The organism is Rhizobium ruizarguesonis (assembly GCF_017357285.1).
GTDB lineage: Bacteria > Pseudomonadota > Alphaproteobacteria > Rhizobiales > Rhizobiaceae > Rhizobium > Rhizobium ruizarguesonis.
This window is the reverse complement of sequence record NZ_CP071678.1, coordinates 416,983-430,050: the sequence shown is the minus strand read 5'-3', so window position 1 is coordinate 430,050 and position 13,068 is coordinate 416,983. Positions and strand designations below refer to the sequence as shown.

General features: G+C 63.4%; 13 protein-coding genes. 9 read left to right on the top strand and 4 right to left on the bottom strand.

What is annotated here, in order from left to right; genetic code table 11:
* Positions 1-22 precede the first annotated feature (22 nt).
* Positions 23-772 carry an SDR family oxidoreductase gene (locus tag J3P73_RS02085; protein ID WP_130676117.1) on the top strand — a complete coding sequence of 250 codons (750 nt, stop codon included), beginning with the start codon at positions 23-25 and terminating at the stop codon, positions 770-772.
* 129 nt (positions 773-901) lie between these two features.
* On the top strand, positions 902-2,107 hold the full coding sequence (gene coaBC / locus J3P73_RS02080; RefSeq protein WP_024322212.1) for a bifunctional phosphopantothenoylcysteine decarboxylase/phosphopantothenate--cysteine ligase CoaBC: 1,206 nt from the start codon (positions 902-904) through the stop codon (positions 2,105-2,107).
* 10 nt (positions 2,108-2,117) lie between these two features.
* Here coaBC and J3P73_RS02075 read toward each other — a convergent pair whose 3' ends face one another.
* The gene (locus tag J3P73_RS02075; protein WP_025396826.1) at positions 2,118-2,930 is read right to left on the bottom strand and encodes a class II glutamine amidotransferase; all 813 of its coding nucleotides are present in this window, start codon (positions 2,928-2,930) and stop codon (positions 2,118-2,120) included.
* Positions 2,931-3,186: 256 nt separating this feature from the next.
* On the opposite strand from J3P73_RS02075, the gene J3P73_RS02070 reads away from it, so the two are divergent.
* The 5 genes from J3P73_RS02070 to J3P73_RS02050 all read left to right on the top strand — a co-directional run bounded on the left by J3P73_RS02070 (position 3,187) and on the right by J3P73_RS02050 (position 8,508).
* Positions 3,187-4,098 carry a pirin family protein gene (locus J3P73_RS02070; protein WP_130687080.1) on the top strand — a complete coding sequence of 304 codons (912 nt, stop codon included), beginning with the start codon at positions 3,187-3,189 and terminating at the stop codon, positions 4,096-4,098.
* 332 nt (positions 4,099-4,430) lie between these two features.
* Positions 4,431-5,108, top strand: a complete 678-nt coding sequence (locus tag J3P73_RS02065) for a FadR/GntR family transcriptional regulator (protein WP_130814748.1) — start codon at positions 4,431-4,433, stop codon at positions 5,106-5,108.
* Positions 5,105-6,397 carry a CynX/NimT family MFS transporter gene (locus J3P73_RS02060; protein WP_018070023.1) on the top strand — a complete coding sequence of 431 codons (1,293 nt, stop codon included), beginning with the start codon at positions 5,105-5,107 and terminating at the stop codon, positions 6,395-6,397. The genes J3P73_RS02065 and J3P73_RS02060 overlap by 4 nt, the downstream gene beginning before the upstream one ends.
* A 101-nt stretch (positions 6,398-6,498) precedes the next feature.
* Entirely contained in the window at positions 6,499-8,031 is a 1,533-nt protein-coding gene (locus tag J3P73_RS02055) for a S10 family peptidase (protein ID WP_018070022.1), read from the top strand.
* 75 nt (positions 8,032-8,106) lie between these two features.
* Positions 8,107-8,508 carry a GFA family protein gene (locus tag J3P73_RS02050; RefSeq protein WP_130673459.1) on the top strand — a complete coding sequence of 134 codons (402 nt, stop codon included), beginning with the start codon at positions 8,107-8,109 and terminating at the stop codon, positions 8,506-8,508.
* Between the two features lie 129 nt (positions 8,509-8,637).
* Here the strand turns inward: J3P73_RS02050 and J3P73_RS02045 are convergent, their stop codons facing one another.
* Positions 8,638-9,219 carry an Lrp/AsnC family transcriptional regulator gene (locus J3P73_RS02045; protein WP_130814747.1) on the bottom strand — a complete coding sequence of 194 codons (582 nt, stop codon included), beginning with the start codon at positions 9,217-9,219 and terminating at the stop codon, positions 8,638-8,640.
* Positions 9,220-9,246: 27 nt separating this feature from the next.
* On the opposite strand from J3P73_RS02045, the gene J3P73_RS02040 reads away from it, so the two are divergent.
* On the top strand, positions 9,247-9,633 hold the full coding sequence (locus tag J3P73_RS02040) for a RidA family protein (protein ID WP_130673457.1): 387 nt from the start codon (positions 9,247-9,249) through the stop codon (positions 9,631-9,633).
* A 45-nt stretch (positions 9,634-9,678) separates the two neighbouring features.
* Here the strand turns inward: J3P73_RS02040 and J3P73_RS02035 are convergent, their stop codons facing one another.
* Positions 9,679-10,386, bottom strand: coding sequence for a glutathione S-transferase family protein (locus tag J3P73_RS02035; RefSeq protein ID WP_130687075.1), 708 nt, complete (start codon positions 10,384-10,386; stop codon positions 9,679-9,681).
* 114 nt (positions 10,387-10,500) lie between these two features.
* On the opposite strand from J3P73_RS02035, the gene J3P73_RS02030 reads away from it, so the two are divergent.
* Complete coding sequence (locus tag J3P73_RS02030; protein WP_130656833.1) at positions 10,501-11,391, top strand: LysR substrate-binding domain-containing protein; 891 nt, start codon at positions 10,501-10,503, stop codon at positions 11,389-11,391.
* A 4-nt stretch (positions 11,392-11,395) separates the two neighbouring features.
* On the opposite strand, the gene J3P73_RS02025 is transcribed toward J3P73_RS02030, so the two are convergent.
* Positions 11,396-12,979 (bottom strand): peptide chain release factor 3, encoded by a 1,584-nt coding sequence (locus tag J3P73_RS02025; protein ID WP_003544762.1) that lies wholly within the window; start codon positions 12,977-12,979, stop codon positions 11,396-11,398.
* Positions 12,980-13,068 lie beyond the last annotated feature (89 nt).

The window sequence follows — 13,068 nt, the reverse complement described above, 5'->3', positions numbered from 1 at the left end:
ATTCGATCAAAGGAACGTCATCATGTCACGCCTGCAAAACAAGACAGCCCTCATCACCGGCGGCACCAGCGGCATCGGTCTCGAGACCGCCCGCCAATTCATCGCCGAGGGCGCCCGCGTCGTCGTTACCGGCAGCAGCGCGGCAAGCGTCGAGGCGGCCCGCGCCGAACTTGGCGGCAAAGCCACCGTCATCCAGGCCGATGCCGGCAATGCGGTCGGCCAGAAGGCCGTCGCCGATAGCGTGAGAGAGGCTTTCGGCACGCTCGACATCCTCTTCGTCAACGCCGGGGTCGCCGAATTCGGGCCGCTGGAACAGTGGAGCGAAGCCGCCTTCGACAAGTCGGTTGATATCAACGTCAAAGGACCGTTCTTCCTGATTCAGGCGCTGCTGCCGATTTTTTCGAAGCAGGCCGCGATCGTGCTCAACACCTCGATCAACGCCCATATCGGCATGCCGAACTCCAGCGTCTATTCGCTGACGAAGGGCGCGCTGCTGACGCTTGCCAAGACATTGTCGGGCGAACTCATCGGCCGCGGCATCCGCGTCAACGCCGTCAGCCCCGGCCCGATCGCCACGCCGCTCTACAGCAAGCTCGGGGCGTCGGAAGCGGATTCCAAGGCGATGACCGCGCAGATCCAGGCCCAGATCCCCGTCGGCCGCTTCGGGAACCCCAGCGAAGTCGCCAAGACGATCGTCTTTCTCGCCTCCGATGAGGCGGCCTATATCGTCGGCAGCGAACTCATCATCGACGGCGGGATGAGCAACCTCTGACCCCACGAGCGCGGCGGAGACCAGCTGCCGCGCTGCTTGCCGGCTTCGGCATGGCGTCGGCGCGATTGCATGTTCTCCGCCAAAGGCTTAGGGTCGAGGGCGGTCAGAAAAGGCGACGGGTAGAAGGCCATGGCTCTCAGCGGCAAACGCATCCTCCTCATCATCTCCGGCGGCATTGCGGCCTATAAGAGCCTGGACCTGATCCGCCGGCTGCGCGAGCGCGGCGCGAGCGTGCGCCCTGTGATGACCAAAGGCGCGCAGGAATTCGTCACGCCGCTTGCCGTCGGTGCACTGGCGGCGGACCATGTCTTCCTCGATCTGTTTTCGCGGCAGGACGAACAGGATATCGGCCATATCCGCCTGGCGCGCGATTGTGACCTCGTGCTGATCGCCCCTGCCACCGCCGATCTGATGGCGAAGATGGCGAACGGGCTTGCCGACGATCTCGCTTCGACCGTGCTTCTGGCGACCAACAGGCCGGTGCTTGCCGCACCAGCGATGAACCCCGCCATGTGGGCGCACCCGGCGACACGGCGCAATGTAGCGCTGCTCAGAGCCGACGGCATCCGTTTCGTCGGGCCGATGGCTGGCGAGATGGCAGAGAGCCGGGAGGCCGGACTTGGCCGGATGGCGGAACCGCTGGAGATCGTCGCTGCGGCCGAAACCATGCTCGATGACGGAGAAAAACCGCTGAAGGGTCGCAAGGCGATCGTCACGTCAGGACCGACGCACGAACCGATCGATCCGGTGCGCTATATCGCCAACCGCTCCTCCGGCCGACAGGGGCATGCGATCGCCGCTGCCCTTGCAAAGCTCGGGGCGGAGGTGACGCTGGTGTCAGGGCCGGTAACAATTGCGGACCCGATCGGTGTCAATGTCGTGCATGTCGAGCGGGCGGAGGAAATGCGTGATGCCGTGCTTGCGGCGCTGCCGGCCGACATCGCGGTGATGGTGGCAGCGGTGGCGGACTGGCGCGTCGCCTCGGCCGCCGACCAGAAGCTGAAGAAACATCCCGGCGAATCCATTCCGACGCTGGCGCTGACCGAGAATCCGGACATCCTGAAAACCGTCGGCCATCATACGATGCGGCCGAAACTGGTGATCGGCTTTGCCGCCGAGACGCAGGACGTCGAAATCAATGCGAAGGCGAAACTCGAGAGGAAAGGCGCCGACATGATCGTCGCCAATGACGTTTCGCCCGCGACCGGCATCATGGGAGGCGGCCGCAACAGGGTCAAACTCGTCCGCCGCGACGGCATCGAGCAATGGCCTGACCTGGCGAAGGAAGAGGTGGCAGAACGGCTGGCGGCGCTGATCGCCAAGCAGTTCAGTTAACGCCGAGGGATCAGGCTGGAACGACGACGCGCTGCGATTTGACGGCCGCCCGTTTGCCCGGTCGAAAATCCGCGACGTCGATTCCTCCTTCGCCGACCGTGACGGCGCTGCCGTTCGGGATCTCGGCCCAGGCATCGCCATCGTCGTTCAGCGGCTCCGACACAAGACAATAGCCCTTGCCGACCGGCGAGGCATAAAGAGTCGGCGCCTTGCGATCGGTCGCATAGCGGATGGCATAAAGCGCCTTGCCGTCGGAGAAGGCAGCGGTAAAGCGCAGCAGCACCGAGCCGATGGTGTTTTCCGCCAGGTCCTCGATGAAGCCGATCATTTCCGCCATCGCGGCGATCGGCGCTTCGCGCAGGCCGAACTGCAGCGCCAGCAGGAACATCAATTCGGAATCGGTGGTGCCACCGCGGGCATTGAACAAGTCGTCGTCGAGCATCGCCTCCATCGGCCGGCGCAGACGCTCGAAGCCGGAGACCTGGCCATTGTGCATGAAGGACCAGCTCTCATGGGTAAAGGGATGGCAATTGTCGCGGCGCGTGCCGCCGCCTGTGGCAGCGCGGACATGGGCGAGGAAGAGCGGCGAACGGATCTGCCTCGCCAGGCTCTTCAGATTGCAATCCGACCAGGCGGGCAGGATATCGCGGTAGCGGCCGGGCTCGGGCCGATCACCATACCAGGCAATGCCGAAGCCATCGCCATTCGTCGCGGTCTTGGCGCGGGTGGCGCAATGCGACTGCTCGATCAGGGAATGGGCGGGCGAGGATACCAACTCCTCGAGATAGAGGGGGTCTCCGCGATAGGCTGCCCAGCGACACATGGCTCTTTGCTCCGGAACCCGCCGCATCGGCGGGAAATGCTGAAACGCAACTGAATTGTCGAATGTCGTCGCTAATAACAGCTTAACGCCCGGCCGGTTTGCAAGTGAAACATGACGATTTCTTGACGCCTGACCTCTTCAAATTCGGCGAAACGCTGTGTTCTTTTGTGAACACTGCGTTGTCTGCCCCGCAGACTTCGCGCCCGGCAGCCGGGCGGCTATAGTCGCCGCCAAGTTGAACCTCTAGGAGGACGCCATGTCGATCCGCCCCGTCAAGCATGAAAGTACCGCCACACCGACCATGGAAGGCGCCGGCGTCAAGCTGCACCGCGTCTTCGGCTTCGGCGATCCCGCGATGACCGATCCCTTCCTGATGATGGATGATTTCCGCAACGACAATCCGGCGGAATATATCCGCGGTTTTCCCTGGCATCCGCATCGCGGCATCGAGACGATCACCTATGTGCTCGCCGGCACCGTCGAGCACGGCGACAGCTTGGGCAATAACGGCCTGCTCGGCGCCGGCGACATCCAGTGGATGACAGCCGGCAGCGGCATCATGCACCAGGAAATGCCGAAGGGCGATTTTGCCGGCCGTATGCACGGCTTCCAGCTCTGGGCGAACTTGCCCTCCTCGCTGAAGATGACGGCGCCGCGCTACCAGGACGTCAAATCCACCGATATTCCTGTCGTCGTCGATGATGACGGCACGGCGGTGCGGGTGATCTGCGGCGATTTCTGGGGCAAGGCCGGTCCGGTCGATGGCGTCGCCGCCGAGCCGATCTATCTCGACGTTTCGGTGCCGCCCGGCCGGAAGAAGCGCCTGCCGGTCGATACCTACCGCAATGCCTTCGCCTATATCTTCGCCGGCTCCGGCACCTTCCGCGATGCATCGAAACCCTTCGGCGTGCGCGTCGAGAAAGAAGTCGACGGCGAGGAATTGAATATCCGCGACATGTCCGGCAACCGCACGCTCGTGGTCTTCGACAGCGGCGACGAAGTGACGGTGCAGGCAGGCGACCAGGGCATCCGTTTCCTGCTTGTCTCCGGCAAGCCGATCGAGGAGCCGGTCGCCTGGCACGGCCCGATCGTGATGAATTCGCGCGAGGAAATCATGCAGGCGATGCGCGAACTGCAGAACGGCACCTTCATCAAAGCTGCGCACTGAGCGCATTTCTCTCTTGCATCTGCGAAGAATCGGCCTACTTTTAAGCCATCAGCAACAGAACGAAAGGAAGGTGATCCAATGTCTAATGAGATTTCGGACCTCGTAACGGGCATGGAAGAGGTGACGAAGGCGAGGCAGCCCTCGCTCTAATCCCCGCCTTCCTGGGGCTGCATAGACAGTCCAGGCCAGTTTGAGGCCAAACTCATGGAAAGGGTCGCTGAGGCGGCCCTTTTTTATTGTCTTGATGTCTTTATTGTCTTGACGTCAGGCGTTGACGAAAGATCGAAATCTCACTACTCATAAAGTCATCTGATGACTTTATGAGTAGTGAGATGCGCGCACTGAGCAAGACCAATCTCGCGGATGAGGCGATCGAGGCGATCCGCGACGACATTCTCGGCAAACGCTGGGCGGTCGGCGAGAAATTGCCGAATGAAGCCTCGCTGTCGGCCATGCTGTCCGTCAGCCGCGGCACGGTGCGCGAGGCGGTGCGGGTCCTCGCCTCCCAGGGTTATCTCGAAACAAGGCAGGGTTCGGGCACCTATGTCCGCGCCACCAGCGATGCCGGCCGGCCGCTGACGATGGCGCGGCGCGCCAGCCTGCGCGACCAGTTCGAGGCGCGCCTGGCGCTCGACGTCGAGGCAGCCCGGCTGACGGCGATCCGCAAGACGCCGGAGATTGTTGCCGGGCTTCGCAGACTGCTTGCCGAACGCGGCAATTACGACGGCGGCAACCAGGCGGCCTTCATCGAACGCGACCTCGCCTTCCACAAGGCGGTCATCGCCGCCTCCGGCAACCGGGCGATGATCGAGATCTATGATTTTTTGTCGGCCTCGATCGCCGATACCATCGCGGCGACGCTCGGCAAGGATATTCCGGAACCCGATATGCAGGCGCATGCCGATATCGTCGACGCCATCGAAACCGGCGATCCCGACAAGGCGTATGCGGGGGTGCGGCGCTTCATGGCGCCGGTTCTTGCCGCACTCGACCGGATGATCCTGTCATGAACACGCCTTCCAACAATGCCGCCAGCGCGCTCGAGGCGGCCGACGAATTGCTTGTAGAGGCCGAGGCCGGCAGCCTTCTACCGCCGCAGGCAACGCCGGTGCGGGGAGCGGCGGATCGCTTTCTGCTCGGCGCGAGCCTGGTGCTGATCGCCTTCAACCTGCGCCCGGTCTTCTCGAGCGCCTCGGCGCTTCTGCCGGAAATCCGCTCGGAGCTCGGCCTCAGCACGCTGGGCGCCAGCCTGCTGACGACGCTTCCGGTCGTCTGCCTCGGCGCCTTCTCGCCGCTTGCGCCTCGTCTTGCCCAGCGCCTCGGCACGGAACGCACGCTGCTCGGCGTTCTCCTGCTTCTGGCCCTCGGCACGGGTTTGCGCGGGCTTTCCTCCGTGCCGCTGCTCTTCATCGGCACCGCCCTTGCGGGCGCCTGCATCGCCGTCGGCAATGTGCTGCTGCCGGGGCTGGTGAAGCGGGATTTCGCCGGGCGCGCGGCGCTGATGACCGGCTTCTACACGATGGCGCTCTGTGCCGGGGCGGCAAGTGCGGCCGGGCTGACGCTGCCGATCGAGCATGGATTAGGCGGCTCTCTCGCGGGCGCGCTCGCCATCTGGGCGCTGCCCGCCCTGTTCGTCAGCCTGCTCTGGCTGCCTGAAGTTCTTCGCAGCGGCGGACAGGCAAGACGAAATGGCTTCCACGTCAAAGGCCTCTGGCGCGACCGGCTCGCCTGGCAGGTGACGCTGTTCATGGGGCTGCAATCGGCACTTGCCTATTGCGTCTTCGGCTGGCTGGTCCCTATCTTACGCGAACGCGGGCTCGACGGCGTCACTGCCGGGGCGATCGTTTCGCTGTCGGTGATGGTGCAAGCGGCATCCTGCCTGATCGTGCCGCATATCGCCGTGCGTGGCCGGGACCAGCGGCTGATCAATGCGAGCCTCTGCGGCGTCGCCGTCACCGCCCTGCTCGGCCTGCTCTTCGCGCCGCTTTCGACGGTCTGGCTGTGGGCGGTGCTGCAGGGCATCGGCCAGGGTGGACTGATCGCGGCGGCCATGACGACGATCGTGCTGCGCTCGCGCGATCCCGATGTCGCCGCCCATCTTTCCGGCATGGCGCAATGTGTCGGTTACCTGCTCGCCGCCATCGGCCCCCTCATCGTCGGCCTCATCCGCGGCTGGACCGGAAGTTTTTCCTGGTGCGCGGCCCTCTTCGTTGCGCTCGGGCTCGGAGCGGCAATCAACGGCTGGAAGGCCGGCCGCGCGATCGAGATCAACGTTCACGCGGTCGAAAAGGACGGCTGAGCCGCTCGCTCACCTGTTCATCACCATCTCTTGATGCCGGTCGTCGGCCGCGGATGTTACGCTATCTCAGCCTCTCATTGCCCACCGCCGGAGGAGACATCTTGCGCATACGAACCCTGTTTCTGTTCACCGCGCTTGCAGCAATGCTGGCCCCCGCCCTTTCCTATGCGCAGGAAAGCGATCAACCAAGGGCGAATGTCCAGAGCGGCGCGCGCGACGGCGTGCTGAAGCTGCTGCCGGCCGATTCCGTCACCGAGCACGCGCTGACGATCGGCGACCGGAAGCTCGCCTATACTGCCACCGCCGGCACGCTGGATCTCTTCGGCCAGGACGGGGCGCAGACCGGCGCGATCTTCTACACCGCCTATGTCGCGCGGGATGGCGGGCCGAACCGGCCTCTGACATTTGCCTTCAACGGTGGGCCGGGTGCCGCTTCCGCCTTCCTGCATCTCGGGCTGGTCGGGCCGAAGGTACTCGATTTCGGGCCGGACGGACGCGACGGCGCCAATGCGAAACTCGTCGACAACCCGCAGAGCTGGCTCGATTTCACGGATCTCGTGCTGATCGATCCGATCGGCACCGGCTGGAGCCGAACGGCAAAGGCGGACGACGCTTCCAATTATTACAACGTCAGTGCCGATGCTGAGAGCATCGCCAAGGCGATCGCGCTCTATGTCGCGCACAACAACCGTTCCAACTCGCCGAAATATCTTCTCGGCGAAAGTTATGGCGGCTTTCGCGCCGCCAAGGTCGCCTCGGCGCTTCAGGAAAGCCAGGGCATCATCGTCGCCGGCGCAGTGATGCTCTCCCCCCTGCTCGAGGGCCAGCTGATGTTCAATGCCGATCAGTTCCCGCTCGGCGCAGCGCTGGAGCTGCCGTCGCTGGCGGCAGCCGAACTCGACCGGCACAAGGCCTTCGACGAAGAGAAGCAGAAGGAGGCCGAGACCTTCGCGCTCGGGGACTATCTGACGACGCTGGCGGGGCCGCCGCCGATGGGTGCCGACGCCGCCGCCTTCTATGGCAGGATCGCCGCATTGACCGGCATTCCCGAGGATATCGTCACCCGCAACCGCGGCTTCCTCGGCAGTTCCTTCGTCAAACATTCGGACGCGGGCAGCGGCGAGGTGATGAGCTCATACGACGCCTCCTTTGCAGCACCCGATCCCTATCCGGAATCGGATTACGACCGCGGCGACGACGCCATCCTCGACGGCTTCACCCGCGCCTATGGCGGCGCCTTCGCCGATTACGCCCGCAACGAGCTCGGCTTCAAGACCGAGATGACCTATTCGCTGCTCGACGGCGATATCAGCCGACGCTGGGAATGGGGCGGCGGGCGCGGCGGCGGATCGCGATTCCAGGCCAGCGCCACCGACAACATCCGGCAACTGCTCGCCTCGAACCCAGCATTCCATCTGCTGATTGCGCATGGCTACAGCGATCTGGTGACGCCCTATGGCGTCAGCCGCTACGTGGTCGACCATCTGCCGCCCTCGCTCGCCGGCGGCCGCGTCGGGCTGAAGCTTTATCGCGGCGGCCATATGTTCTATACGAAAGCCGATCAGCGGGCCGCCTTCACGGCGGATGCAAAGGCCTTCTACGCCACACGCCCGGCCGCTCAGCCGGCGGACTAGAGTTCTTTGTTTTCCGCATGTCATGATCGCAAAACCGCTGTACACTTTTGCGCGACACGCTTTGGGGACTTGCCGATGCATATCACCGGAGGATGCCACTGCGGGGCGATCCGCTATCAGGCGGAGATCGATCCGGAGCGGGTCTCGATCTGCCATTGCACCGATTGCCAACGGTTGACGGGCTCGGCCTATCGCATCACAGCACCAGCGCGGCCGCGAAGTTTCACGCTCACATCAGGTGAGCCAAGAGGCTACGCAAAATATGGCGACAGCGGCGGTCTCAGCCGTCAGTTCTTCTGCCCGAATTGCGGATCGCCGCTCTACCGCACAGACGGCGAAGGCGGCGCGATCGGCATCCGCGTCGGCGGCATCGACCAGCGGCGGGAATTGACGCCGAAAAAGCAGATATGGTGCCGCTCGGCTTTGTCCGGGGTGGAGAATATCGAAACGCTGCCACGCTTCGAGGGCGAGGATTAGAGCAATTCCAGGAAAAGTGCGAAGCGGTTTTCCGTTCGGAATTGCGTAAAAACAAAAGGCTAGAGCGGTCCTGCGCTTCCGTTAAAAGCTGAACCGCTCTAGGCTGGCGCCGGCTCAACATCCCGCCCCCTATTCCGGCCGAGGCATCTCCGGCCAGCTGTCGGTCACGCCGGCCTGTACCGGACGCTCCAGATAGGTGGAAAGGGCGATATAGCTGCGGGTGCCGGTGACGCCGGGAACGGCATGGATCTGCGCCAGAAAAGCTTCCAATGCCTGCGGGCTGGCGGTGCGGACCTTGAAGAGAACGCTGGCGTGGCCCGCGACCGAATGCATCTCCTCGACCTCGGGAAACTGCAGGACCTGCATCAGCCGCTCGCTCTTGCCCCAGCCGGCCGCTTCCACATGCACGAAAGCAAGCAGCGGCTTGCCGAGCGCTGCGCCATCCAGTGCGGCATGCACGCCCTTGATGGCGCCGGATTGTCTCAGGCGGCGCACACGCTCATGCACGGCCGGCGCCGAGAGGCCGACCGCTTCGCCAAGCCTGGCATAACTCTGGCTGCTGTCGGCGGCGAGCGCGGCTAATATTCTTCGGTCGAATGCATCGATGACCGACTGCTGCCGACGTCCCTGCCGAAGATCGTCTGTATTTCTTGTCATTCCGCAAAATCCCCTTTCTGCCGAAGAATAATCGCCGATACTGCCATTATTCAACAAAGTATTCGGAACAGGAGAAATTTCATGGAGACGATCGCGCGCAATCCAGCAAACGGGATCTATGCGGCCAGCCCTGATTACATCCATGCGCTGGAGGTCAGGCAACCGTCGCGGCTGCTCTTCGTCAGCGGCACGATGGGTCTCGATCAACAGGGAACGGCCGCGGCCGATCTGGAAGGCCAGTTGGAGCTCATCTGGTCCAATCTGCGCGCCATCCTCACTTCCGCTGATATGACGGTGGACAATATCGTGCGGCTGACGAGCTATCTCACCGACGGCGCCTTTATGGAGGCGAACCAGAATGCCCGTCTTCGGGCCCTCTACGGCCGCGCCGTGCCGACCACGGCGATCATCGTCGAAACGCTGCGCGACGACTGGCTCGTCGAGATCGAGATCGTCGCTGCCGGCTGACGGCAAATGGCCGTCACACCCCCAGGGGTGCGACGGCTGTGGTGATCAGGCCGCCTGTTTCAACAGGCCGAGCGCCTCGGCCAGATCGACCTCGCCGCGGAAACCGCCGCTGCTTTTCGCCTCCTGCCGATGCTCGATCGCATGGGCAAAACGCACGGCCGGCTCCTGCTGCATGCGCTCATAGAGGCGATGCAGGCCGGGAAACTGCCGGCGGTCGACGACCTGGTGAAAGTCGTTCCAGCGGGCGATGCCGACGAAATAGGCATCCGCCAGGCTCGGCCCATTGCCGAGAAGCCATTCGCGACCTTCGAGCAGACGCTCCAGCGTATGATGCGCCTTTTCGACCGCCGCGATTCCATAGGCGGTGAGGACCTGTTTCTCTTCCGGTTCCATTGGATGCTCGATCGCATACCAGAGCGGGCCGAAGGCCTTGAAGAAGGTGGTGTTGAGAAAGGCGAGCATCTGGTTCAGGCGATCGAAATCCGCCGACCCCGGGACAAAGCCCAGACCTTTGTCGATCGTGCCGGCGCTGATATGGTGGAGGATCGCCATGCTTTCGCTGATCGTCCTGCCATCCTCGAGCAGCAGCGACGGCGTTTCGCCGACCGCGTTGATCCTGATGTAGTCTTCGGAGGAGACCGCATCAGGCATCTCGACACGGCAGAGCCGGTAAGGCAGGCCGGACCATTCCAGCGCGACGATCGAGCCGAAGGAGCAGCCCTCCGGCACGCCGTAAAACAATATGGGTGACATCAATCGTTCCTTTCAGAATTGAACCCGTTTGGACACGTTGAATGTGCAGATGTGGACGATCTAGCGGTAGAGGCTATAAATGCATCGCAATGTCCACATATCTGGAAGCTGACGATGACGCTCTTCAACCTCAACGACCTCCATCTCTTCGTGCAGGCCGTCGACAGCGGCAGCTTCACCGCCGCCGCCAGACATCTCGGCATTCCGAAATCGACGGTGAGCAAGCGGGTTGCGGAGTTGGAGAGGCGGCTTGGCGTGCGGCTGATCCAGCGTACGTCGCGAAGCTTCGCGCTGACCGAACTCGGCCGGGAGTTCTTTCAGCATGCCCAGGCCTCGATGATCGAGGCGGAGATGGCCGAGGGCATCGTGCGGCGACATCTGGCCGAACCCGCCGGCAGCGTTCGCCTGACCGCCTCGGTGCCGACGGCACAGTTTACCTTGACGGAGCATCTGCCGGCGCTGGCGGTGCGCTATCCGAAGCTCAGGCTCTCCGTGCAGGTGACGGACCGCTTCGTCGATATCGTGCAGGAAGGCTTCGACATCGCGCTGCGCAGCCACCGCGGGGCGCTGCCGGATTCCGCGCTGGTACAGCGGAAGCTCGCCAGCCATCCCTTCTACATTCTCGCCTCGCCGGATTATATCAGCGCCCGTGGCGAACCGCGCCGGCCGGAGGAGCTGGCACTGCATGCGACGATCATGACCAGTCTGACGGAGGATCAGTGGCGGCTTTATTCGGCCGGCGATGAGGCTCTCGTCAGGCTGCATTCCGTCATGGCGGCGGATGAGCCCTATGTCTTGATGGAAATGGCCATGGCGGGGCTTGGCATCACCTGTCTGCCGACATCCGTCTGCCGCAAGGCGCTGGCGGACGGGCGGCTGGTGCGGGTGCTGCCGGAATGGACGGCGGGCAGCATCGAAACGACGATCCTGATGCCGCATCGGCGCGGCCAGCTACCGGCGGTGCGCGCCGTCGTCGATTTCCTGGCGGAACGGCTTGCCGGTTAACCGATCACGCCGCCTTGGCGGCGTGATATTCCTTGATCGCGACCATCTTGATCGCCGGATGACGCTCGGATTCGTAACGCAGCGAGAAACCGTCCTGGGCGAGGAAGACCGGGTCGCCGTCGAGATCGCGGGCGATATCGCCGCGTTTGACGGTGAGGAATTTTTCGAGATCGGCCGGCTGTTCGGCCGAGATCCAGCGGCAGACGGAGAAACGCGACATTTCGAAGGAGACCGGCAAGCCGTATTCGGCCATCAGCCGCTCCTTCAAGACGTCGAGCTGCAGGGCGCCGACGACGCCGACGATCGCCGGCGAACCGTCTTCCGGCGAAAACAGCTGGACGACACCTTCCTCGGCCATCTGCTGCAGGGCTTCCTTGAGCTTCTTCGCCTTCATCGCGTCTTCCAGGCGCACGCGGCGCAGGATCTCCGGCGAGAAGTTCGGCACGCCCTGGAAGACCAGCGATTCACCCTCGGTCAGCGTATCGCCGATCCGGAGCGTGCCGTGGTTCGGAATGCCGACAACGTCGCCGGCATAGGCGGTATCGGCGAGCTGGCGCTGCGAGGCGAAGAAGAATTGCGGCGCCGTCAGGCCGAGCTGTTTGCCGGTGCGGGCAAGCCTTGCCTTCATGCCGCGCTCGAGCTTGCCGGAGCAGATGCGGGCAAAGGCGATGCGGTCGCGGTGGTTGGGGTCCATGTTCGCCTGGATCTTGAAGACGAAGGCCGTCATCTTGTCGTCGGTCGCATGCACGGTCCTGGTATCGGCGACCTGGTCACGCGGCGGCGGCGCAAAATCGCCGAGCGCGTTGATGAGGTCGCGAACGCCGTAATTGCGCAGCGCCGAGCCGAAGAAAACCGGCGTCATATGGCCTTCCAGGAAGGCTTCGCGGTCGAAGGGACGGCAGGCCTCGATCGCCAGCTCGGTCTCCTCGACGAAGACCTGGCGCTCGTTTTCCGGCAGCCTGCCGGCCACGCTTTGCGGGCCATTGACCGGCGTTCCCTCGATTTCGGTATCCGAACCGCGCACCGTGTTGGCGGCGATATTGTAGGAGCCGCAAAAGGTCTTGGAACGGCCGATCGGCCAGGTGATCGGTGCCGTATCCAGCGCCAGCTTCTCTTCCACCTCATCGAGGATCTCGAAGGGATCGCGGCTTTCGCGGTCCATCTTGTTGATGAAAGTGATGATCGGGATATCGCGCATGCGGCAGACTTCGAAGAGCTTCAGCGTGCGCGGCTCGATACCCTTGGCGGCATCGATGACCATGACGGCGGCGTCGACGGCGGTCAGTGTGCGATAGGTGTCGTCGGCAAAATCCTCGTGACCCGGCGTGTCGAGGATGTTGAAGACATTGTCGTTATATTCGAAGGTCATCACCGAGGTGACGACGGAGATGCCGCGTTCGCGCTCGATCTTCATCCAGTCGGAGCGCGTCTGCATGCGATCCTTCTTCGCCTTGACTTCGCCGGCAAGCTGAATGGCGCCACCGAACAGCAGCAGCTTTTCGGTGAGCGTCGTCTTACCCGCGTCCGGGTGGGCGATAATAGCGAATGTGCGGCGGCGGGAGACCGCCTCGGCGAGACTTTCGGCCATGCTTGTGAATCCTGTGGAATTGCCGCGTATCTAGCGATTAAAGCCCGGCAATGCAATTGACCTGAGGCCCTCGGACGCAAAGTAATGGG

Bases quoted from the DNA above. Each gene is read 5' to 3' on its own strand.
- J3P73_RS02065 (WP_130814748.1), top strand. From the start codon at position 4,431: ATGCGCGCACTGAGCAAGACCAATCTCGCGGATGAGGCGATCGAGGCG.
- J3P73_RS02035 (WP_130687075.1), bottom strand. From the start codon at position 10,386: ATGTCACCCATATTGTTTTACGGCGTGCCGGAGGGCTGCTCCTTCGGC.
- coaBC (WP_024322212.1), top strand. From the start codon at position 902: ATGGCTCTCAGCGGCAAACGCATCCTCCTCATCATCTCCGGCGGCATT.
- J3P73_RS02050 (WP_130673459.1), top strand. From the start codon at position 8,107: ATGCATATCACCGGAGGATGCCACTGCGGGGCGATCCGCTATCAGGCG.
- J3P73_RS02075 (WP_025396826.1), bottom strand. From the start codon at position 2,930: ATGTGTCGCTGGGCAGCCTATCGCGGAGACCCCCTCTATCTCGAGGAG.
- J3P73_RS02085 (WP_130676117.1), top strand. From the start codon at position 23: ATGTCACGCCTGCAAAACAAGACAGCCCTCATCACCGGCGGCACCAGC.
- J3P73_RS02040 (WP_130673457.1), top strand. From the start codon at position 9,247: ATGGAGACGATCGCGCGCAATCCAGCAAACGGGATCTATGCGGCCAGC.
- J3P73_RS02070 (WP_130687080.1), top strand. From the start codon at position 3,187: ATGTCGATCCGCCCCGTCAAGCATGAAAGTACCGCCACACCGACCATG.
- J3P73_RS02030 (WP_130656833.1), top strand. From the start codon at position 10,501: ATGACGCTCTTCAACCTCAACGACCTCCATCTCTTCGTGCAGGCCGTC.
- J3P73_RS02060 (WP_018070023.1), top strand. From the start codon at position 5,105: ATGAACACGCCTTCCAACAATGCCGCCAGCGCGCTCGAGGCGGCCGAC.
- J3P73_RS02025 (WP_003544762.1), bottom strand. From the start codon at position 12,979: ATGGCCGAAAGTCTCGCCGAGGCGGTCTCCCGCCGCCGCACATTCGCT.